We start from the raw sequence: 20,704 nt of genomic DNA on the forward strand, positions 1-20,704 counted from the left end.
CAGCGACGGCGACCGCCCCGGTTGCTGCGGCCGCCGCTCCCCCGCCAGCGCCTGCGGCACGGCCGACCCGGCCGGAGCCCGCGGCCACGGCCCCCGCGATCCCGCAGGAGCCCACCCCGGCGCTCGTGCTGGAGCCCGCGCACCTCACGCCCCCGATCCGCCGGCTCGCTCACCAGCTCGGGGTCGACCTGCACGAGGTGCACGGGACCGGCCCCGACGGGGCGATCACGCGCGCCGACGTCGAGTCGGCCGCCGTACCCGCGGGTGCGGGTACGGCGGCAGCGGGGGCGCCGAGCGTGGGGCGCGCCGGGCAGGCGGAGTCGACACGACCCGGTGGCGATGCTGCGAGCGGGGGCGGCGGCCCGGCGCACCCGCCGGACGAGCGGGTCCGTTCTTCACCCCGTGCGCGGCGACTCGCCGCCGAGCTCGGCGTGGACCTCGCCGGAGTGCGCGGGACGGGTCCCGGCGGAGCCGTCGCCGAGGCCGACGTGCGCCTGGCCGCGGAGGCCGCGAAGTCGCCACCGCCGCCGGCGGCCGCGAAGCGACGAGCGCATCGGACGCATGGAGAACGGCAGGCCTCGGGCGCTGGCGCACCCGCGACCGTCCCGGCTGCCGCCGCACCCGCACCCGCGCCCGCCTCCGCCTCCGGCGCACCCGCGACGAGCGCCGCCGACGCCGCCAAGCGGCTCGCCGGACTTCGCCGCGCGATCGGATCGCTCATGGCCAGGTCCAAGCGGGAGATCCCCCACTACTACCTCAGCACGACGATCGACCTGAGCGCCGCGATGGCGTGGATGCGCGACACCAACGCCGGGCGGCCGATCGCGTCGCGACTCGTTCCCTCGGCGCTGCTGCTCGCGGCGACCGCCCGCGCCGCCCACGACGTCCCCGACGTCAACGGCTTCTTCGTCGACGACGCGTTCCAGCAGAGCCCCGCCGTGCACCTCGGGGTCGCGGTCGCGCTCCGCGGCGGCGGACTCGTCGCCCCGGCCATCCACGACGCGGACACTCTGTCGGTCGACGCGCTGATGGAGCAGTTGCGCGATCTCGTCGCGCGCGCCCGCTCGGGCCGCCTGCAGCGCGCGGAGATGGCGGATCCGACCATCACGGTCACGAACCTCGGCGACCTCGGGGTCGAGTCCGTGTTCGGCGTGATCTACGCGCCCCAGGTGGCGCTCGTCGGATTCGGACGCGTCGTGGAGCGGCCCTGGGCTCAAGACGGCATGCTCGGCGTGCGCCCGACGGTGACCGCGACCCTCTCCGCCGACCACCGCGTGAGCGACGGCCTGCGCGGCGGGCGCTTCCTCGCCCGCGTCGACGAGCTGCTGCAGAAGCCGGAGGAACTATGAACGAGCAGGATGCCCGCACCGCCGTGCTCGCGGCGCTCAACGAGGTGGCGCCCGATGTCGACACCGACGGACTCGACGGCTCGGCGCGCCTGCGCCAGGACCTCGAGCTCGACTCGCTCGACTTCCTCCGGCTGCTCGAGACCCTCGCGCAGTCGACCGGCGTCGAGACCGTCGAGGACGACTATCCCGGTCTGACGACCGTGCAGAGCCTGATCGACCACGTCGTCGCGCGCGGGTGACGCCGACGCTCACCCGTCGTCCCAGCCGGGCGGGCCGGCGCGCGCCGTCGCCACCGCGTCGAACGCGCCCCGGCCCACCGCGACCGTGACGGATGCCGCAGGCCCGTCGATCGCGCACGACACGAGCGTCGCGCCGTTCCTCGCGGCCAGCTCCGACGCGAGCGCGCACGGCTCGCCCGCCGCCGCACCCGACACCGCGTCGGCGGCGGCGAGCGCGGAGGCATCGGCCGCGTTCGCCGCGAGCTGCGATGCGACCGAGGCCGCGAGCACCGCGACGACGCCGACCGCCAACGCCACGACCGCCCCGACGATCGCGACCGCCATTACCGTCGCGGCGCCGCGCTCTCCGCTGCGCCCCGTCCCGCGCGGTCCGTCCCGGTAGCCACCGCGCACATCGCCTCGCAATCCGCCCCGGCCTCCGCGCCACCCGCGCGGGGCACAGCACGCCGCCGCGCGCCGCATCACAGCCCGCCGCGCAGGGCGCACGACTCGGCGTGCAGCTCGAGCGCCGAGAGCACGCCGCCCGCCCTGCCCGTGAGCGTCGCACACACGAATCGGTCGTCGCCGCTCGTCGCGAGCCGGGCGCCGGCCGCGTTGCGTGCGGCGATGTCGGCCGCTGAGGCCTCGCTCTCGCCGCGCCCGAGCGCCCGGGCGGCGTCGGCGGCGGCATCCGCCAGGCGCACCTGCACGGCGACGACGTGCACCGAGGCGAGCGACGCCGCCAGCACGAGTGCGATCGCGGGCAGCGCGACGGCGAACTCGGCCGTCACGCTGCCGCGTTCGCCGCTACCCCACCGTGAGCGCATTCCGCACGAGGTCGGTGAGGATGCCGCGCACCTCGTCGCCGCGCAGGATGACGACGAGGAGCCCGGCGAATCCGACGGCGGCCATCGTGGCGACGGCGTACTCGGCGGTCGCGGCGCCGCGTTCGCCCGCGAGCCGCCGGAGGAGGCGACGCGCGACGCGGACGCGGGCCGGCCCGTTCGAGCCCGCGGCGACGTCGGGGGCCTTCGCGGCGACGCCGGCCGCGCCGGGGTGATCGGGGTACTGCGTTGGATGCATGGTGTTCCTCTCTCGGTGCCGGGTGTCCGGCGATGGGGGCACGAGCCTGGCGTGGCCGTCACCGGGCACCGCCGAGGGTGCCGGTGACGACGGAGATCATGAGCGGAGCGACGCCGACGAGCACGAACGCGGGCAGCACGCAGCATCCGAGCGGCAGCATGAGCCGCACGCCGAGCGCGGCGGCACGCATGGCCCCGTCGGTGCGTGCGGCGCCGCGCAGCCGGGCCGCCTCCGCGCGGAGGAGTTCGGCGACGGGAGCCCCGGCGCGCTCGGCGAGCGCCACCACGGGCCCTGCGGCGGCCGATGGCGGCAGCTCGGGGAGGTGGGCGCGCAGGGCCGACGCGACGAGCTCGGCGGCACGGCCGAGCGACGCGCCGCTCGCGAGCGCGACCGCCAGCAACTCGAGCTCGAGTCCGGCCGACGGCTGCGCGACCGCCGCCCGGGCGACGAGCGCGCGACTCCATCGAGAGCCCGCCCAGAGGAATCCGCATCCGAGCAGGAGGCAGGCCAACCCGAGCGGGTTGCCGAGCAGCACGCCGAGCGTGTCGAAGCCGAGCATCGCGCCGAAGGCGACGGCCACCACCGGCAGCGCGGCCACGAGCCGCGCGCTCGCGGCCGGTCCGGCGAGCGCGGCGCGCGCCTCTCGCCGCAGCTGGGCCTCATCGCGAAGGGCGCTCGCGAGCATGACCAGGCACGCCGCGAGCGGCGAGCCCGCGGCATCCGCGACCGACCATGCCGCGGCGAGCACCGACCAGGCGGGCGATGCGGCGGGGTGCGCCTGCCGCGCCGACGCGATCGCCGAGGCGACCGGTTCGCCGTCGCCGGCCGCGACCGCCGCCGCCTCGACGATGCGCCGGTCGGCGTCGTCCGAGTCGGGCACCACGTTCCGCCACGCCGCCGCGGGCGCCACGCCCGCCGTGAGCAGCGCGGCGAGGCGCTCGGCGACCCCGGCTACGAGGTCGACGGTGAGGGCGGGATCGACGGCGCGCCGCGCCGCGACGACGGCGCGGAGGCGCGCACCGCTCCACGGGACTTGCCCGGGGGCGAAGAGGCTCAGCACGGCGCCACCGCCAGCCGATCGCCCTTCCAGGCGAATCGGCCGATCGCGGCGACCCGCCGACGGCCGTCGACGCGCTCGAGGTGCACGACGAGGTCGAATGCGCTGACCGTCTGCCGGGCGACCGCGTCGGCCGACATCCCCGCGATCGAGCCGAGCGACTCGAGCCGCGCGGGCACGTCGTCGAGCGAGTTCGCGTGCAGCGTTCCCGCGCCGCCGTCGTGCCCCGTGTTGAGTGCGGCGAGCAGCTCGCGCAGCTCCGCACCGCGGCACTCGCCGACGACGATCCGATCGGGCCGCATGCGGAGGGCCTCACGCAGCAGTGCGTCGAGGCCGAGCCGACCGCTGCCCTCGAGGTTCGCCTGCCGGGCCTCGAGGGCGACGACGTGCGGGTGGTCGATCGTGAGCTCCGCGACATCCTCGATGAGCACGATGCGCTCGCGGACGGGAGCAGCGGCGAGCATCGCGCCGAGGAGCGTCGTCTTGCCGGTGCCGCCGGCGCCGGTGACGAGTACGTTGCGCCGCTCGGCCACCGCACCGCGGAGCGTCGCCTCCTGCGTCGCGTCGAGCATGCCGGCACGGGCGAGCGCCGCGAGCGGGAAGCCCGCGGCGCGCGGGACGCGCACCGAGATGAGCGTGCCGTTCGAGGACACCGGCGGCAGCACGGCGTGCACCCGGATGCCGCGACCGAGCCGCACGTCGACCGCCGGCGTCGCCTCGTCGATGTGTCGCCCGCCGCGTGCGATGAGCCGCACGGCCAGGGCTCGCACCTCCGCCTCGTCGGCCGACCACGCCGGCTCGAGCTCCGCGCCGGCACCGCGGTCGATCCACAGGCCGCGTTCCCCGTTCACGAACAGGTCGGTGACGGGGCCGGATGCCGCGAAGGGAGCGAGCGGGCCGAGCGCCGCGACATCCGGGACCGAGGACTCGGCCCCACCGCCGTCGTCGCCGTCGCGTCGCTCGTCGAGCGCCCCACCGTCGCCGTCGCCGGCTCGCTCGTCGAGTGCCCGGCCGTCGAGCGCCCGATCGCCGGGGGCACGGTCGCCGGGAACCCGGTCGTCGGGGGCGCGCCCGCCGCGATCGCCCGCACTCCGCCCGGCCTCGCGGGCACGCGGCCCGGGCGGCAGCGACGCCTCGGGCCGGGCGACGGGTTGCCGCGCCTGCCACGACGGGACGGCCACGAAACGAGTGCTCATGACGAGCGACGCTAGACAGGCGCCCGCCGACGGAGCGCGAGGGAGCCCGAAACGGGGATCCGGGTCTCCCCCACGCCGTTGTGGAGGAGGACTCGGACCGCGTCGGGCGGCGAAGCGCCCGTTAACGTAAGGGGGCGGCACCCATTGGGGGGAACAGGTGCCGCCTCGGCAGCACGAGGATTGGGGGGAATCACATGTGCTGCAGGCCACGAAACGAGTGTCCGGGCGGTACTCAGTGTAGGGCTTCAGATTCCATGCGCAAGTACTTTTTGTCCTCATTTGTGCGGACACACAGATTTCTCTGCGAGAACGTACAGCCGTCACCCGTTCGGGGGAGCCCGGGCACAGCGTACGACACGGTGCGACATGATCGCGACCGACACGCACAGCGCGGCGGGGTAGGGTGCTGGTGGGGCAGGCGACCCACCAGATGAACCATTCGCGAAGGAGCGATCGCACCATCATGACCGCGCAGATCGATCACGCACTCGAGGAGATCCGGCGATTCCGCCCGAGCCCCGAGTTCGCCGCCCAGTCCGTCGCCGACCCCGGCCTGTACGAGGCGGCGCGCACCGACCGCCTCGGCTTCTGGGCCGACCAGGCCCGCAGCCTCCTCCAGTGGGAGAAGCCCTTCACCCGCACCCTCGACTGGTCGAACCCGCCGTTCGCGAAGTGGTTCGACGACGGCGAGCTCAACGTCGCCGTCAACTGCCTCGACCGCCACGTCGCCGCGGGCCTCGGCGACCGCGTCGCCATCCACTGGGAGGGCGAGCCCGGCGACTCCCGCACCATCACCTACGCCGAGCTGACCGACGAGGTGAAGCGCGCGGCGAACGTGCTCACCGACCTCGGCGTCGGCGAGGGCGACCGCGTCGCCATCTACCTCCCGATGATCCCCGAGGCGGTCGTCTCGATGCTCGCCGTCGCGCGCATCGGCGCGATCCATTCCGTGGTCTTCGGCGGGTTCAGCGCCGAGAGCCTCGCGTCCCGCATCGACGACGCCGAGGCATCCGTCGTCATCACCGCCGACGGCGGCTTCCGCAAGGGCAAGATCTTCCCCCTGAAGCTCACCGTCGACGACGCGCTCGAGCGCTCCGCCGGCTCGGTGAAGCAGGTGCTCGTGGTGCGCCGCGGCGAGAACGAGGTCGCGTGGAACGACGAGCGCGACCACTGGTGGCACGAGACCGTCGGCCGGGCCTCGAACGACCACGAGCCGAAGGCGTTCGGCGCCGAGCAGCCGCTGTTCATCCTCTACACCTCGGGCACCACCGGCAAGCCCAAGGGCATCCTGCACACCTCGGGCGGCTACCTCACGCAAGCGGCGTTCACCCACAAGAACGTGTTCGACCTGCATCCCGAGCGCGACGTCTACTGGTGCACCGCCGACGTCGGCTGGATCACCGGCCACTCCTACGTCGTCTACGGCCCGCTCGCGAACGGCGCGACGCAGGTGCTCTTCGAGGGCACGCCCGACACGCCGCACCCCGGCCGCTGGTGGGAGATCGTCGAGAAGTACGGCGTCACGATCCTCTACACCGCGCCCACGGCGATCCGCTCGTTCATGAAGCTCGGCAGGCAGATCCCGCACGAGTTCAACCTGCGCACCCTGCGAGTGCTCGGGTCGGTCGGCGAGCCCATCAATCCCGAGGCCTGGATCTGGTACCGCCACGTCATCGGCGGCGGCTCCATCCCGGTCGTCGACACCTGGTGGCAGACCGAGACGGGCGCGATCATGATCTCGGCGCTGCCGGGCATCACCGACCTCAAGCCCGGATCGGCGCAGGTGCCGATCCCGGGCATCTCGGTCGACATCCTCACCGACGAAGGCGAGCACATCGTGGGCGAGGGCGGCGGGCTCCTCGTGATCACGGAGCCGTGGCCGTCGATGCTCCGCGGCATCTGGGGCGACCCAGAGCGCTTCAAGGAGACCTACTGGGAGAAGTTCGGCGACAAGTACTTCGCCGGCGACGGCGCCCGCCGCGACGAAGACGGCGACTTCTGGCTGCTGGGCCGCGTCGACGACGTCATGAACGTCTCGGGGCACCGGCTCTCGACCGCCGAGATCGAGTCCTCGCTCGTCGCCCACCCGTGGACGGCCGAGGCCGCCGTCGTCGGCGCGCACGACGAGACCACGGGCCAGGCGGTCGTCGCGTTCGTCATCCTCAAGGCCAGCCAGGAGGAGCACGGCAACGACGCGGTCCTCGCGAGCGAGGAGCTGCGCACGCACGTCGCCCGCCAGATCGGCCCGATCGCCCGCCCCCGGCAGGTGTTCATCGTCAACGAGCTGCCGAAGACCCGCTCGGGCAAGATCATGCGGCGCCTGCTGCGCGACCTCGCCGAGGGCCGCGAGATCGGCGACACCACGACCCTCGCCGACACGTCGATCATGCAGATCATCAGCGCGCAGGTCCGCTAGCGCAGGTCGCCGGCGCAGCGCTTCGAGCGCCGGCCTGGAACGACGCATGCCGCGGCCGGGAGCATTCCCGCCGCGGCATCCGTCGTTCGCTGCTGCGCGCGCCGACTACGCGAACTCGACGACGAGCTCGACCTCGACGGGCGCGTCGAGCGGAAGCACCGCGACGCCCACGGCCGAGCGGGCGTGCCTGCCGGCGTCGCCGAAGATCGCGCCCAGGACCTCGGACGCGCCGTTGATCACGCCGGGCTGGCCGGTGAACGCGGGGTCGGATGCCACGAAGCCCACGAGCTTCACGATGCGGGTGACGCGGTCGAGCGAGCCGAGCTCGGCTCGCACCGCGGCGAGCGCGTTGAGTGCGCAGGTGCGGGCGTATCCCTTGGCGTCGTCGGCGGGGACGAGCCCGTCGCCCTCGCCCACCTTGCCGCTCGCGGGCAGCGCGCCCGCGACGAACGGCAGCTGCCCCGACGTGTAGACGTACGAGCCCGTGACGACGGCGGGCACGTAGGCGGCGACCGGCGCCGCGACGGCGGGCAGTTCGATGCCGAGCTCGGCGAGGCGCGCCTCGTAGCCGGCCATCAGGCTTCGCCCTCGAACTGCTTTGCAGCCTGTGCGGCGGCGGCGGTGCCGGCGGATGCCGCGGCGGAGGACTCGCCGCCGACGGGGCGCTTCAGGTACGCGACGAGGCCGCCTTCGGGCCCCTGCACGACCTGCACGAGCTCCCAGCCCTCGGAGCCCCAGTTGTTGAGGATGGCGGCGGTGTTGTGGATGAGCAGGGGTGTGGTGATGTACTCCCAGGCGGGCATGGGTTCCCTTTCGGCGGCGGAATCGTGCGGAGTCGGCGTGTCGTCGCCGGAGTGCCGGGCAGGCCCGGCATGGCGGTTTTTGCCAGCCTTCTCGGTTAAGCTCCACTATATGTCTGCCGAAAAACGAACGATGAGCGATGCTGCCGGGGGGATCCTCGGCTTCGTCGGTATGAGCGTGCTCGCCGGCGTGCTCGTGACCGCAGCCGTCACTCCCGCGCTCGCGGTGACGGGCATGGCTGCCAACAACGGCATCACGATGTTCGAGAACCTCCCGGCGTACCTCGAGATCGGCGAACTGTCGCAGAAGACCGACGTCTACGCGACCCGCTCCGACGGCTCGCAGGCGCTGCTCGCCTCGTTCTTCGACGAGAACCGCGAAGAGGTCGCGTGGGACGCGATCAGCCAGTACGCGAAGGATGCCGCGGTGGCCGGTGAGGACCCGCGGTTCTACGAGCACGGCGGCGTCGACATCCAGGGCACCCTGCGCGGCGCGGTGAGCACCTTCACCGGCAAGGACGTGCAGGGTGGTTCGTCGATCACGCAGCAGTACGTGAAGAACGTGCTCATCAACAACGGCGTGAACAAGGCGACGACCGAGGAGGAGAAGCAGGCCGCCTACGATGCGGCCACCGAGGTCTCCCCCGAGCGCAAGCTGAAGGAGATGCGCTACGCGATCGCGCTCGAGAAGAAGTTCAAGAAGAACGACATCCTGCTCGGCTACCTGAACATCGCGGCGTTCGGCGGTCGCGTGTACGGCATCGAGTCGGCGGCCCAGTACTACTTCGGCACCACGGCGGCGAACCTCACGATCGCGCAGGCGGCGAGCCTCATCGCGATCGTCAACAACCCCGACAACCTGCGACTCGACCGGCCGGACAGCGAAGAGAACGGCGCGGCCACCGTCGTCGACGGCGAAGCGGTGCCCTACGCCGCGAACAAGGCGCGTCGCGACTACATCATCGACAAGATGTACGAGTACGGCAAGATCACCAAGGAGGAGCGCGACGCCTCCATCGCCGAGCCGGTCACGCCGAACATCAAGGAACCGAGCACCGGCTGCCAGACCGCGGCCGGGTCGGCGTTCTTCTGCGACTACGTGACCTGGGTCATCAAGAACCAGTTCGACGACCCCGCGACGCCCGACGTGAACGAGGGGTCGGTGCTGCTCAAGCAGCGCGGCCTCCAGATCTACACGACGCTCGACCTCGACCTGCAGAACAAGGCCGAGACGGCGATCGCCGAGCAGATTCCGTTCTCCGACCCCCGCTTCGACGTCGGGTCGGTCGCGGTCTCGGTGCAACCCGGAACGGGCAGGATCCTCGCGATGGCGCAGAACAAGAAGTTCTCCGCCGACCCCGAGGTGCTGGCGTCGAGCAACGAGTACTCCTCGCTGAACTACAGCACCGACTTCGACTACGGCGGATCGAGCGGTCTGCAGCCCGGCTCGACGTTCAAGGTGTTCACCCTCGCCGAATGGCTCAACGAGGGGCACTCGCTCAACGAGACCTTCAACGGCTCGCGGCGCACCTTCACCACGTTCCCCGACAGCTGCAACGGCACCTGGTCGGGCAGCTTCAACCCCAACAACGATGACGGCAACACCGCCAACAACGCGGTCGACGCCACGAAGTACTCGGTCAACTCGAGCTTCATGTCGATGGCCTCGCAGCTCGACCTCTGCAAGATCAAGGAGACCGCACAGGCCTTCGGCGTCCGCCGTGCCGACGGCGGCGACCTCGGCACGCCTGCGGGCCACCCCGACTGGACGTTCCAGCCGTCCGCGGTGCTCGGCACCGAGGAGGTCTCGCCCCTCGCGATGGCCACCGCGTTCGCCGGCATCGCGAACGGCGGGGTCACCTGCACCCCGATCGCGATCGAGAAGATCGTGGCCGCAGACGGCGAGGAGATCGCACCGCCGAAGTCCACGTGCACCCAGTCCGTGACGGGGCAGGTCGCCGCGGCCATGGACTACGCGATGCAGCAGACCTTCAACGGCGGCACGGCGGCCCAGTCCGACCCGGGCACCGGGATCCCCCACATCGGCAAGACCGGTACCACGGACTTCGCGAAGGACACGTGGATGATCGGCTCAAGCACCAAGGTCGCCACCGCGGTCTGGGTGGGCAACGTGACCGGTGACGCGAACCTCCGCGAGCTCGACTTCCCCAGCGGCTACGCCGCGTCCGCACGACACCGCATCTGGCCCCAGATCATGGCGGTCGCCGACGCGAAGTACGGCGGCGACGCGTTCCCCGAGCCCGACCCGTCGGCCTTCCGCCAGGTGCTCGTGGACGTGCCGCAGGTCGCGGGCCTCTCCCTCGACGCCGCGAAGCAGGCGATCGAGGCGGCGGGCTTCCAGTTCGCAGAGGGCGGCGAACGCGACAGCGACCAGCCGAAGGGCACGGTCGCCGGCACCGATCCGTCGGGTCAGGCCGGGCGCGGCACGGTCATCACGGTCTTCATCAGCAACGGCAAGGTGAGCACCGTTCCCGATGTGCAGGGTCTGGATGCGGCCACCGCCCAGTCGACCCTCGAGCAGGCCGGCTTCAAGGTGCAGGTGAAGGAGCAGGACGTCACCGACCCCGCGCAGGACGGCATCGTGATCTCGCAGTCTCCCGATGCAGGGTCCGCCGCGAAGGCGGGCGACCGCATCACGATCACGGTCGGCAAGCTGAACGGCGGTGGAGCGCCGGGCACCGGCAACACCACGGGAAACAGCGGGTGAGCCCGACCGCTTCGACCGCCGTCGCGCGGATCGCCTCGGCGGTCGGCGCGGCGGCGGTCGCCTCCGTCGCGTGGGGCACCGTCGTCGAGCGCACCCGGTGGACGCTTCGCCGCGTCGAGGTTCCGGTGCTGCCGTCGGGTGCGGCTCCCGTGCGGGTACTGCACATCTCCGACCTGCACATGGCGCCCTGGCAGCGCCCCAAGCAGGAATGGGTGCGCGCGCTCGCCGATCTCCAGCCCGATCTCGTCGTCGACACCGGGGACAACCTGGGGCACGAGCGCGGCATCGAGGGCGTGCGCCGGGCGCTCGAGCCGTTCCGGGGCGTTCCGGGCGTGTTCGTCAACGGATCGAACGACTACTTCGGACCGGTCGTGAAGAACCCCTTCGGCTACTTCAGCGGCCCCTCGAAGCTGCGCGCGCACGCCAAGCGCCTCGACATCGGCGAACTGCACGACTTCTTCGGCGAACTCGGCTGGATCGACCTCGACAACACCGCGACCACCCTCGACCTGCGCGGCACGCACTTCGAGCTGTTCGGCGTCGACGACCCGCACAAGGGCTACGACCGGCTCGACCTCATCACCGCGGCGATCGACGACCTGCGGTCCGATGACCCGCTCGGCGATGAGTTCTGGCCCGACCGGGGCGCCCGAGCGCAGCGGCCGACGGTGACGATCGGGGTCGCCCACGCGCCCTACCGACGCGTGCTGAACTCGTTCGTCACCCACGGCGCGCAGTTGATGCTCGCCGGCCACACCCACGGCGGGCAGGTCTGCCTGCCGGGGTACGGCGCGCTCGTCACCAACTGCGACATCCCGCGTTCGCAGGCGAGCGGCCTCAGCACGTGGCGTCACGGACTCCGCTCGGCCTACCTCAACGTCTCCGCCGGGCTGGGCACCTCGATCTACGCTCCGGTCCGGTTCGCATGCCCCCCGGAGGCGACGCTGCTCACCCTCACCCCGGTCGGCTGAGCCGCCGCACGAGCGCCGACGGGGTGCTCCGACGCCCCCGGGCGTGGTCGGGCGTCGCCGAATTATCGGCTATCCTTATGGAGGCCCGCGAGGGCCACCGGGGTGTGGCGCAGCTTGGTAGCGCGCGTCGTTCGGGACGACGAGGTCGCAGGTTCAAATCCTGTCACCCCGACCATCGGGAAGGGCCGGGCATCTGAGATGCCCGGCCCTTCGTCGTTCCGTCGCGGAGGATCGCGGAGCCGGCGCACGCCGCCGCATCCGCAGGGCCAGGGGCTCGCAGACGGATGCCACGTCGGCGCTCTACTATGTCGACAACCGGTCGATCACGACAGACCCCATCGATGTCGCGACGACCGCACGCGCCGTCCACGGCAGTCACGGCGCGGACCCGACGCCCGACACCGCCGAGAGGGATTCGCACATGACCGGCCTGATCGTCCAGGAGTGGATCGAGGAGTCGGGCGGAGCCGAGCAGGTGCTCGACGCGATGCGCATCGCACTGCCCGACGCGCGCATCGCCTGCCTGTGGAACGACGATCCCACGCGGTTCCCTCCCGAGACGGTCGACGAGTCGTGGCTGGCCCGCACGCCGCTCCGCGGCCGCAAGGCACTGTCGCTGCCGCTCATGTCGGGCACGTGGCGGCGCGGGCTCGGCTGGCCCACCACCACGCCCGACTGGATCCTGACGAGCAGCTACGTGTTCGCCCACCACGCGAGACTCGGCGCCGACCCCGGCGTGGCGAAGTTCTCCTACGTGCACACCCCCGCTCGCTACCTGTGGGAACCCGACCTCGACAGTCGCACCTCGATCCCCCTCGCCGGGCTCGCGCGTGCGTACCTGCGCGGTGTCGACCGACGGGCCTCCGCCACGTCGGGCTCGCTCGCGGCCAACAGCGATTTCGTCCGGGAGCGCATCCAGCGCGCATGGGGTCGCGATGCCCGGGTCATCCATCCCCCCGTGGCATCCCGGTCGATCGCCGCGGTGGCCGACTGGGCGAGGCGTACGACGCCCGACGAGCAGGCGATACTGGACGCCCTGCCCGAGCGCGGCTTCCTCCTCGCCGCCTCGCGGCTCGTGCCCTACAAGCGCCACGATTCCGTCATCCGCATGGGCGCGGCGTTGGACATCCCGGTCGTCGTGGCCGGGGCCGGACCGGAGCGCGAGCGGCTCGAGTCGCTCGCCGCGGCCGCGCGCGTGCCCGTGCACCTGCTCGGCAGGGTCTCCGACGAGCTCCTGCGCGCGCTCTTCCAGCGCGCGCTCGCGTTCGTCTTCCCACCGATCGAGGACTTCGGGATCATCCCGGTCGAGGCGATGGCGGCAGGGTGCCCCGTCATCGTGAACCGGGTCGGCGGGGCTGCCGAGTCGGTGCTCGACGGCATCGCGGGCGCGCAGTACGACCCCGATGACGTCGCCGGGTTCGCGCAGGCGGTGGAAGCCGCCTCGCGCATCGCTCCCGAGGCGGCGCGGGCGCGGGCGCTCGAGTTCGACACCGACCGCTTCGTGGCCGAGATCCGCGAGTGGGTGCTGGGCGGCGATGAGACGCGTCGCAGGGAATCGACCGCTCGAGCGGCGTCCGGGCGCGGGTCACCCGGGCAACCGGCTCGATCGGTCCGACGCGATCAGGGTCCTTCGACCGAACGGCCCGCGACCGGCCTGAACGAATGACCCCGTCGGACCGCGTCGCTCGCCTGCGCGCCGACGCGGCCGCGGACCTCGTCGTCGCCTCGCGACACACCCGGCAGCGGCGGGGCTGGCTCGTGGTGCTCACCGTCGTCTATGCCGCAGTGCTCGCCGTCGTGCTCTTCTGGCCGGTGCACGTCGACGGTGAGGGCGGCTTGCTCCGGTTCGACGTCGCACTCGAGTTGCTGGCCCGACTCGGCGTCCCGCAGTGGGCCAGGTACCTGCTCGTCGAGACGGCGTCGAACGTCGTGCTCTTCGTGCCGCTCGGGGCGCTGTGGGCCGCCTGGGCGCCCGAACGCAGGGTCCGCAGGGTGCTGACCGCGACGGGCCTCGGCGGGGCCGTGAGCCTCTGCGCCGAGACGGTGCAGCAGGTGCTGCTGCCCGACCGCACCTTCGACCTGCGCGATGTGGCGGCCAACACGCTCGGCGCCGCCCTCGGCGCGATCGCCGTCGTCGCGATCGCAGCGGCGAACCCGCGGTCCCCCTAGGGCCCTACGCGATGGGCCCCATGCGCCCGAGCGGCAGGACCACGAAGAACGCGCGCCCCACCAGTTGCGCTCGCTGCACGAAACGCGCGCAGTCGGCGCCGGCGAGCGCGGCCGTCGAGCCTCGACACGCGATGACGGAATCGGCGGAGTCCGCCCGATGGTCGCCGAGCACGAAGTACGCGTCGTCGGGCACGGCGACGTCGCCGAAGCAGCGGCTCGAGGCCGGCGTCGTGGCGCAGTCGAGCACGCCGGCTTCGAACGGCTGGTTCTCGAAGACGTACGACTCGTCGAGCGGCTCGCCGTTCACCAGCACGCGTCCCTCGACGTCGCAGCACGAGACCACATCGCCCGGCAGGCCGATCACCCGCTTGACGAGTGAGTGCTCGGTTCCCGGGCCGACCCCGAACAGGCCGCCCACCCACTTGATCGCCGTGATCGGGGTGAACGGCTCGGCGGCGGCGTCTCCGGCCCACGCCTCATCGGCGACGAAGACCACGACGTCACCGCGTGCCGGCCCTCCCCCGAGGTACGCGAGCCGGTTGACGAGGCCCCGGTCGCCGACCTGCAGGGTCTGCTCCATGGATCCCGACGGCACCTGGTACACCTTCACGAGGAACGACTGCACGAGTGCGAGCACCACGAGCGCGATGAGCAGGTGCCACCACGGCGAGATGCCTCGACGACGGCGGCCGGCGCCCCGGGGCGCCGGCGCCGGCGCTCCGGTCGTGTGCGAATCCACGGACACGAGCCTACGGGCGCCCGAGTCCGCGGTACTCCCAGCCGGCCGCCCGCCACGCGGCGGGATCGAGCACGTTGCGTCCGTCGATGACGAACCGGTTCGCGACGAGCCGGCCGACTTCCACCGGGTCGAGGTTGCGGTACTCGCGCCACTCGGTCACCAGCACCACGAGGTCGGCGCCGCGCAGTGCCTCGTCGGTGTCCTCGGTGTAGGCGAGCTGCGGATGCCGCGCACGGGCGTTCGCGATCCCCTCCGGGTCGGTCGCGATCACGTCGGCGCCGAGCCCCTTGAAGTGCACCGCCACGTCGAGCGCCGGCGAGTCGCGCACGTCGTCGGAGTCCGGCTTGAACGTGACGCCCAGCACGGCGACGCGCTTGCCGACGACCGAGCCGCCGAACGACTCCACCGCGAGATCCACGACGCGACGACGGCGGCGGAGGTTGATCGCGTCGACCTCCTTGAGGAACGCCACGGACTCCCCTCGCCCGAGCTCCTCGGCACGGGCGCTGAAGGCGCGAATGTCCTTGGGCAGGCATCCGCCGCCGAAGCCGACGCCGGCGTTGAGGAACCGTCGGCCGATGCGCGCATCGTGGCCGATCGCGTCGGCCAGCTGGGTGACATCCGCCCCGGTCGCCTCGGCGATCTCGGCCATCGCATTGATGAAGGAGATCTTGGTGGCGAGGAACGCGTTCGCCGCGACCTTCACGAGCTCGGCCGTCGCGTAGTCGGTGACGATGCGCGGGGTCCCCGCCTCGATGGCGGCGCGGTAGACCTGGTCGAGCTGGGCCGCGGCGCGGTCGTCGGCGACGCCGTAGACGAGCCGGTCGGGCGCGATGGTGTCCTGCACCGCGAAGCCCTCCCGCAGGAACTCGGGGTTCCACGCGAGATGGGCGTGCGGAGCGGCTTCGGCGAGCCTCGCGGCGAGCCGTTCGGCGGTGCCCACGGGGACGGTGCTCTTGCCCACGATGAGCGCCCCGTCGGCGAGGTGCGGGAGGAGACCCTCGAACGCCGCGTCGACGAACCGCAGGTCGGCCGCGTAGGTGTCCGCTGACTGCGGCGTGCCCACGGCGATGAAGTGGATCTCGGCGTCGGCCGCCTCGGCGATGTCGGTGCTGAAGCGGAGTCGCCCGCTCGCGGTGGCGGACGTGAGGATGTCGTGCAGGCCGGGCTCGAAGAAGGGAGCGCGGCCCGACCGCAGGTCGGTGATCTTGCGTTCGTCGACGTCGATGCCGACGACGTCGTGCCCGAGTTCCGCCATGGCCGACGCGTGCACTGCGCCGAGGTAGCCGCAACCGATGACCGAGATTCGCATGCTCATCCTTCGTTCGGGACAGTCCCGGTCAATTCTGCCGTACGGGGTCGTCCGCAGCGGGCGCGGGCGGTCTCGCGGCGTCCGCCCTCGTGCGCCCGCTCGCCCACCGCAGCACCATCTCGAGCGGACCACGGCCCACGTACCGCTCCCACAGCCACGCGAAGACCATCGCCCCGACGACCAGGCCGAGCAGCAGCACGGCCGAGTCGTCGGTCACGACCCCACCCTCGACGCGCTTCGCCGCGGAGATCGCCACGAGATGCCCGGTGTAGATGGTCAGCGGCATCGCGCCCATCGCGGTCACCGGCGAGAGCAGGGCGCTCGCGATCCGTCGCAGGGCGGGCCTGGCGAGCGCGGTCAGCGTCACGCACGCCGCCACGACGAGCAGCCCGACGCCGACGTTGCCGACGGTCTCGAGCGAGGCGCGCAACGGCGCGCTCCAGGCTGCGGCCGGGTCGTCGACCGCGAGCGTCGCGGGATCGGGCAGCAGGCGCGCGCCGGGCAGGCACACGGATGCCGCGAGCACCCCCGCGAGGGCGGACCGTCGTACGACGGCCGGCGACGCGACATCCGACCGGGCCAGGCCGAGGCCGAGGAGCATGACCGGCACCCAGATGATCACCGGATAGGCGCCGGTGAGGAACCAGTCGAGGACGAGTCCGCCGTCGAGGCCGCTCGCGAGCTGCAGGTCGGGGTCCCGCGCCGCGATCGCCGCGATCGCCGGCGCCATCGCGAGCAGTACCGCCCCGAGCGCGAGCGCAACACGAGCCGGCACGAAGAGCAGCGGGAGCAGCAGCAGGAACGCGATGCCGTACTCGTCGAGGATCACGTAGACGAGCGGGTTCAGGATCGCCACGACGAGCACGCCGAGGGCGATGAGGATGACGGCGCGGATCGCGACCTGGCGGCGCAGTGCGCCCCGCCCGGTCTCCGCAGGACGCGTTCCGCCGGTGAGCAGTCCGAGCCCCACGCCCGCGGTGAGCGCGAACAGCAGGCGCGGTCGCTCGTCGGCCAGGGCGATGAGCTCGTTCACGTCGACGGATGCGGCGGCCGGCGCGACGTGCGCCACGAACATGCCGATGAGCGCGAGTCCCCGCGCCGTGTCGACACCCGAGACGCGCCGCGACCTCCGTCGCGCGGGGGTCGGCGACGGCTCGGATGCGGCCATGGTGCCCATGCTGCCCACTCTCGCACGGATGCGGCGCCGTTCACGGGCCCGACCGGACGGGCCGACGCCCGCGTTCCGTCTCGACGACGGTGCCCGCGGCGATCAACCGCAGGGCGCCTCCGCCATCTCGACCTTCGTCGCGTTGATCATCGGGGTGGTGCGTACCTCGGTCGGGCCGTACGTGCCCGGCGTGCCGGCGAAGGTGGCCCGCACGACGGCCGTCTGGCCGTTCACCATGTCGACGGTGAACTTCTCGGCCGGTCGGCTGAGATCGGTGACCGACGGTCCGGTGACCGTGTTGAGCGCCGGCTCGGGCACCTCGATCGCGCTCGTCGAGGCGCCCACCGGGCCGTAGAGGAACACCTCGGTGCGGTAGAAGTCGTACAGCCCGCTGTCGATGTAGCGCGGCAGGTCGTCGGCGATGTCGCCCGGGATGTCGAACTTCAGCTTCACCTCGACCGTATAGGTCGGGGCATCCGGCTTGCAGGCATCGGTCGTGACCGTCGCGGAGGTGTGCAGGTAGTAGTCGATCTTGGACGACGAGCGGTCGCGGAAGTACACGCCGACGACGGTGGCACCCTCGTTCGTCTTCGGGAGCACGCCCTGCACCCGCGTGTCGTCGAAGAGCGCCTGCGTGGCCGGATCGGCACTCCACATCATGAGACTGCCGCCGTTGGCTGCGTCGGTGATGGCCTTCGCCATCGCCCAGACGTCGTAGTCGGTCGACATGATGCGGTCGAAGACGGCGCTCGCCGCGGCGGCGAAGTAGGCGTCGGACTCGGCGCCGCCCTCGGGGTAGCGGAAGTAGGCCTCGTTGAGGAGCTTGGAGACCACATTGTCGCTCGTGAGCTGCTCGCCGCCGGCGAACGTCACCGGACCGGTGACCTCGAGGAGCTTCGAGAGCGCGATCGGGTCGAGCGCGACGACGACGTCGGGCGTGATCCCGACCGTGCGCTGCCAGTGGGCGTTGATGATCGCCGCAGCCGTCGGGAAGTCGGGGCGACTCGTCGACGCGTTGAGGTTGTCGAGGAAGATGCTGTCGTAGAGCTGCTTCGCGCTCTCGTCGACCGCGACGTCGACCGGGACGCCCACCGGGAAGTCGGCGCTCGACACCTGCCGTGCGATCTTGATGGTGCCGTTGTCGACCTGCAGCAGGGTCTGCGACGCCGGGCCGCCGCCGAGTGCCGCGGCCTCGGCGTTGTTCTCGAATGCGAGCACCACGTTCTTCGGACCGTCGATGCCGAGCAGGGCGCCCACGCCGGCGAGCGCACCGTTGAACTGCGGGATGGTCGCTTCGGCCTTGCCGAGCATCTCGTCGAACTTGTCGACGCCCTCGCTCACCTGGCCGATCGTCGCCGTCGTGTCGATCGACTGCACCTCGGCGTGCACGTCGGTCACGACCTGCTCTGCCGTGGTGGCGATCTCGGTCGCCTGGCGCAGTGGCGCGAGGTCGATGCCGCCGGTCGTCGCGTCACGCTTGACGCCGAACGAGCCGACGAGGGTGGACGCCGGCGTCACCACCTCGGTGGAGATATCGTCGACGCCCTCGGCGATCACGCGCACCGCGCGGAAGTTCTCGCCGACGACCGGGACGAGCTCGCCCATGCTCCACAGCACCGTCGTCGTGGGCTCGACCGCGCTCCGGGCGGAGCCCGACAGCTCGGCGGCGATCGGCTCGAGCTGGTCGAACTTGCGCTCGGTGGCCGCCTTCTGGAACGCCGCGACCGAGGCCTGCGCGTCTTCGAGGTCGGCGCGCACCGACATCGCATCGTTGTAGAGCGAGAAGGCGGCGAAGCCGCCGCCGATGAGGAGGATCGCCAGCACGGGCCAGACGATCGCATGCACGATCCACCGCCGGCGCGGCTTCTTCTCGGGACGTGAGCGGTCGTCTCGACGCGCGGCGTCGTCAGTGATCTCGGGCTGGGTCACAAGGCCTTAGCATAGACGGCCGCGACCGCGCACGACCTGTGGCGTTGCGCGTTCGTGATCAGTACGCGCCCTGCGCCCGCATCACCGATCGCGCCGTGCGGTACAGGATGATGATGTCGCCGGTGAGCGACCAGTTCTCGACGTAGTAGAGGTCGAGTCGCACGCTGTCATCCCATGAGAGATCGGAACGGCCCTGGGTCTGCCACAGGCCCGTGATCCCCGGTCGCACCAGCAGCCGTCGGCGCATCCAGTCCTCGTACCGTTCGACCTCCGACGCGAGTGGCGGCCTCGGGCCGACGAGCGACATGTCGCCGAGCAGGACGTTGACGAACTGCGGAAGCTCGTCGAGGCTGTAGCGGCGCAGCACGGCTCCGACTCGCGTGACCCGAGGATCGGACTTGAGCTTGAACAGCACGCCGTTGCCGTCGCTCTGGTCGAGGAGCGTCGGGAGCTTCGCCTCGGCGTCCACGACCATCGACCGGAACTTCAGCATGCGGAAGTGCTTGCCGTTGAGTCCCACGCGCTCCTGCGTGAACAGCGCCGGCCCGGGGCTGTCGCGGCGCACCAGCACGGCGATCACGAGGAACACCGGGCTCAGCAGCACGAGCGCGAGCGTCGACAGCACGAGGTCGAACGCGCGCTTCGCCGCGTACTTGCGGCCCTCGAACTCGGGGTAATCGACCTGGATGAGCGGGAGGCCCGCGACCGGTCGAGCGTGGATGCGGGGGCCCGCGACATCCGTGAGCGCCGGGGCCACGATGAGGTTGGTCGACGTCGACTCGAGCTCCCAGCCGATCTCCCGCATCCCCCGCGGGTCGATGGTGTCGGCGCCGGTGAACACGACCGTGTCGGCGCGTGCCTCCTCGAGCACCCTGCTGAGGCTCGCGTAGTCCCCGAGCACCGGGATCCCCGACAGGAGTTCGCGGTCGGCCGTGCCGTGCTCGGTGATCGCCCCGACGATGACGATCCCGGTGGTGCTGTCACGCGACATCTGCTTCGCCACGTGGATCGACTTGCCCCGTTCGCCCATGAGGATGGCGCGGTGCGTGTATGCACCGGTCGCGCGACGGCGGATCAGCCACTTGCGCCACGCCCAGCGGCTCACGAGGAGCAGCGCGAGGCCGATCGGCAGCGCGAGGAGGAGGTATCCGCGGCCGAGTTCCGATTGCAGCGCGAAGGCGGCGATCGCGAGCACGGCGAACACCCGGATGGTCGCATCGGTGATGCGGCGGTACTCCGAGACGCCGGCGCCGATGATGGTGTGGTCTCGCGTGGCGAACAGGGACAGGGAGACGAACCAGATCCCGATGAGGAGCGCCGACACCAGGGTGTAGCTGACCACCACTTGGGCATCGCGGACGCTCGGGATGCTGACGGTCTCGACGATCGAGCCGAACCGGATCAGCTGCGAACCGTAGACCGCGACCACGATCACGATCAGGTCGGTGATCAGCAGCCGCCCCGCGTAGGCGCGCTGCCATGCCGCAACGACCGCCGCCGGTGAATCGGTGGTGGACTGGCGCGTCAGGCTCATGCAATACCTCCGCCGTCGGCCGGTCTTCGGGTCGT

19 protein-coding genes and 1 tRNA gene are annotated in these 20,704 nt (G+C 72.0%); 8 read left to right on the forward strand and 12 right to left on the reverse strand.

Annotation, left to right across the window (positions count from 1 at the left end; translation table 11 throughout):
- Nucleotides 1-1,349 (forward strand): 2-oxo acid dehydrogenase subunit E2 (locus tag EDM22_RS14190; protein WP_122937773.1); only part of this gene is annotated, 1,349 nt, incomplete at its 5' end.
- Entirely contained in the window at nucleotides 1,346-1,588 is a 243-nt protein-coding gene (locus tag EDM22_RS14195; protein ID WP_122937745.1) for an acyl carrier protein, read from the forward strand. The genes EDM22_RS14190 and EDM22_RS14195, both read left to right, overlap by 4 nt.
- A 9-nt stretch (nucleotides 1,589-1,597) precedes the next feature.
- Here the strand turns inward: EDM22_RS14195 and EDM22_RS14200 are convergent, their stop codons facing one another.
- The 5 genes from EDM22_RS14200 to EDM22_RS14220 all read right to left on the reverse strand — a co-directional run bounded on the left by EDM22_RS14200 (nucleotide 1,598) and on the right by EDM22_RS14220 (nucleotide 4,903).
- A complete protein-coding gene (locus tag EDM22_RS14200; protein ID WP_281274088.1) occupies nucleotides 1,598-1,981 on the reverse strand; it encodes an Rv3654c family TadE-like protein in 384 nt (127 codons plus the stop codon).
- Nucleotides 1,982-2,049: 68 nt separating this feature from the next.
- The gene (locus EDM22_RS14205; RefSeq protein ID WP_122937747.1) at nucleotides 2,050-2,358 is read right to left on the reverse strand and encodes a TadE family type IV pilus minor pilin; all 309 of its coding nucleotides are present in this window, start codon (nucleotides 2,356-2,358) and stop codon (nucleotides 2,050-2,052) included.
- Nucleotides 2,359-2,374: 16 nt separating this feature from the next.
- Nucleotides 2,375-2,650 (reverse strand): DUF4244 domain-containing protein, encoded by a 276-nt coding sequence (locus tag EDM22_RS14210; protein ID WP_122937748.1) that lies wholly within the window; start codon nucleotides 2,648-2,650, stop codon nucleotides 2,375-2,377.
- A gap of 58 nt (nucleotides 2,651-2,708) precedes the next feature.
- The gene (locus tag EDM22_RS14215; protein ID WP_170964146.1) at nucleotides 2,709-3,710 is read right to left on the reverse strand and encodes a type II secretion system F family protein; all 1,002 of its coding nucleotides are present in this window, start codon (nucleotides 3,708-3,710) and stop codon (nucleotides 2,709-2,711) included.
- On the reverse strand, nucleotides 3,704-4,903 hold the full coding sequence (locus EDM22_RS14220; RefSeq protein ID WP_122937750.1) for a TadA family conjugal transfer-associated ATPase: 1,200 nt from the start codon (nucleotides 4,901-4,903) through the stop codon (nucleotides 3,704-3,706). The genes EDM22_RS14215 and EDM22_RS14220 overlap by 7 nt, the downstream gene beginning before the upstream one ends.
- 463 nt (nucleotides 4,904-5,366) lie before the next feature.
- Between EDM22_RS14220 and acs the strand changes: the two genes are divergently transcribed.
- On the forward strand, nucleotides 5,367-7,319 hold the full coding sequence (gene acs / locus EDM22_RS14225; protein ID WP_122937751.1) for an acetate--CoA ligase: 1,953 nt from the start codon (nucleotides 5,367-5,369) through the stop codon (nucleotides 7,317-7,319).
- A gap of 105 nt (nucleotides 7,320-7,424) precedes the next feature.
- Here acs and EDM22_RS14230 read toward each other — a convergent pair whose 3' ends face one another.
- Nucleotides 7,425-7,895, reverse strand: a complete 471-nt coding sequence (locus EDM22_RS14230) for a RidA family protein (protein ID WP_122937752.1) — start codon at nucleotides 7,893-7,895, stop codon at nucleotides 7,425-7,427.
- Nucleotides 7,895-8,122: a Sp36 family protein gene (gene sp36, locus EDM22_RS14235; protein WP_122937753.1), complete on the reverse strand. Its 228-nt coding sequence runs from the start codon at nucleotides 8,120-8,122 to the stop codon at nucleotides 7,895-7,897. The genes EDM22_RS14230 and sp36 overlap by 1 nt, the downstream gene beginning before the upstream one ends.
- A 130-nt stretch (nucleotides 8,123-8,252) precedes the next feature.
- Between sp36 and EDM22_RS14240 the strand changes: the two genes are divergently transcribed.
- From EDM22_RS14240 to EDM22_RS14260, 5 genes are all read left to right on the forward strand, one after another.
- A complete protein-coding gene (locus tag EDM22_RS14240) occupies nucleotides 8,253-10,847 on the forward strand; it encodes a transglycosylase domain-containing protein (protein WP_245989404.1) in 2,595 nt (864 codons plus the stop codon).
- The gene (locus EDM22_RS14245) at nucleotides 10,844-11,818 is read left to right on the forward strand and encodes a metallophosphoesterase (RefSeq protein WP_122937755.1); all 975 of its coding nucleotides are present in this window, start codon (nucleotides 10,844-10,846) and stop codon (nucleotides 11,816-11,818) included. The genes EDM22_RS14240 and EDM22_RS14245 overlap by 4 nt, the downstream gene beginning before the upstream one ends.
- Before the next feature lie 98 nt (nucleotides 11,819-11,916).
- Nucleotides 11,917-11,993 (forward strand) — tRNA-Pro (locus EDM22_RS14250).
- Between the two features lie 246 nt (nucleotides 11,994-12,239).
- Complete coding sequence (locus tag EDM22_RS14255) at nucleotides 12,240-13,484, forward strand: glycosyltransferase (protein WP_122937756.1); 1,245 nt, start codon at nucleotides 12,240-12,242, stop codon at nucleotides 13,482-13,484.
- Nucleotides 13,481-13,987: a VanZ family protein gene (locus EDM22_RS14260; protein ID WP_122937757.1), complete on the forward strand. Its 507-nt coding sequence runs from the start codon at nucleotides 13,481-13,483 to the stop codon at nucleotides 13,985-13,987. Before EDM22_RS14255 ends, EDM22_RS14260 begins: the two co-directional genes overlap by 4 nt.
- A 4-nt stretch (nucleotides 13,988-13,991) precedes the next feature.
- Here the strand turns inward: EDM22_RS14260 and lepB are convergent, their stop codons facing one another.
- From lepB to EDM22_RS14285, 5 genes are all read right to left on the reverse strand, one after another.
- Nucleotides 13,992-14,726 carry a signal peptidase I gene (gene lepB, locus EDM22_RS14265; RefSeq protein WP_245989405.1) on the reverse strand — a complete coding sequence of 245 codons (735 nt, stop codon included), beginning with the start codon at nucleotides 14,724-14,726 and terminating at the stop codon, nucleotides 13,992-13,994.
- Nucleotides 14,727-14,736: 10 nt separating this feature from the next.
- Nucleotides 14,737-16,038, reverse strand: a complete 1,302-nt coding sequence (locus EDM22_RS14270) for a UDP-glucose dehydrogenase family protein (RefSeq protein ID WP_122937775.1) — start codon at nucleotides 16,036-16,038, stop codon at nucleotides 14,737-14,739.
- 28 nt (nucleotides 16,039-16,066) lie between these two features.
- The gene (locus EDM22_RS14275) at nucleotides 16,067-17,215 is read right to left on the reverse strand and encodes a heparan-alpha-glucosaminide N-acetyltransferase domain-containing protein (RefSeq protein WP_122937758.1); all 1,149 of its coding nucleotides are present in this window, start codon (nucleotides 17,213-17,215) and stop codon (nucleotides 16,067-16,069) included.
- A 93-nt stretch (nucleotides 17,216-17,308) separates the two neighbouring features.
- A complete protein-coding gene (locus tag EDM22_RS14280; protein ID WP_122937759.1) occupies nucleotides 17,309-19,135 on the reverse strand; it encodes a DUF4012 domain-containing protein in 1,827 nt (608 codons plus the stop codon).
- 58 nt (nucleotides 19,136-19,193) lie between these two features.
- Nucleotides 19,194-20,669 (reverse strand): sugar transferase, encoded by a 1,476-nt coding sequence (locus EDM22_RS14285; RefSeq protein WP_122937760.1) that lies wholly within the window; start codon nucleotides 20,667-20,669, stop codon nucleotides 19,194-19,196.
- Nucleotides 20,670-20,704 lie beyond the last annotated feature (35 nt).

Source organism: Agromyces tardus (assembly GCF_003710805.1).
GTDB lineage: Bacteria > Actinomycetota > Actinomycetes > Actinomycetales > Microbacteriaceae > Agromyces > Agromyces tardus.

What these genes read in the sequence shown, in the direction of transcription:
- EDM22_RS14195 (WP_122937745.1), top strand. Translation starts at nt 1,346, where the DNA reads ATGAACGAGCAGGATGCCCGCACCGCCGTGCTCGCGGCGCTCAACGAG.
- EDM22_RS14210 (WP_122937748.1), bottom strand. Translation starts at nt 2,650, where the DNA reads ATGCATCCAACGCAGTACCCCGATCACCCCGGCGCGGCCGGCGTCGCC.
- EDM22_RS14220 (WP_122937750.1), bottom strand. Translation starts at nt 4,903, where the DNA reads ATGAGCACTCGTTTCGTGGCCGTCCCGTCGTGGCAGGCGCGGCAACCC.
- acs (WP_122937751.1), top strand. Translation starts at nt 5,367, where the DNA reads ATGACCGCGCAGATCGATCACGCACTCGAGGAGATCCGGCGATTCCGC.
- EDM22_RS14230 (WP_122937752.1), bottom strand. Translation starts at nt 7,895, where the DNA reads ATGGCCGGCTACGAGGCGCGCCTCGCCGAGCTCGGCATCGAACTGCCC.
- sp36 (WP_122937753.1), bottom strand. Translation starts at nt 8,122, where the DNA reads ATGCCCGCCTGGGAGTACATCACCACACCCCTGCTCATCCACAACACC.
- EDM22_RS14240 (WP_245989404.1), top strand. Translation starts at nt 8,253, where the DNA reads ATGAGCGATGCTGCCGGGGGGATCCTCGGCTTCGTCGGTATGAGCGTG.
- EDM22_RS14255 (WP_122937756.1), top strand. Translation starts at nt 12,240, where the DNA reads ATGACCGGCCTGATCGTCCAGGAGTGGATCGAGGAGTCGGGCGGAGCC.
- EDM22_RS14260 (WP_122937757.1), top strand. Translation starts at nt 13,481, where the DNA reads ATGACCCCGTCGGACCGCGTCGCTCGCCTGCGCGCCGACGCGGCCGCG.
- EDM22_RS14270 (WP_122937775.1), bottom strand. Translation starts at nt 16,038, where the DNA reads ATGCGAATCTCGGTCATCGGTTGCGGCTACCTCGGCGCAGTGCACGCG.
- EDM22_RS14275 (WP_122937758.1), bottom strand. Translation starts at nt 17,215, where the DNA reads ATGGGCACCATGGCCGCATCCGAGCCGTCGCCGACCCCCGCGCGACGG.
- EDM22_RS14285 (WP_122937760.1), bottom strand. Translation starts at nt 20,669, where the DNA reads ATGAGCCTGACGCGCCAGTCCACCACCGATTCACCGGCGGCGGTCGTT.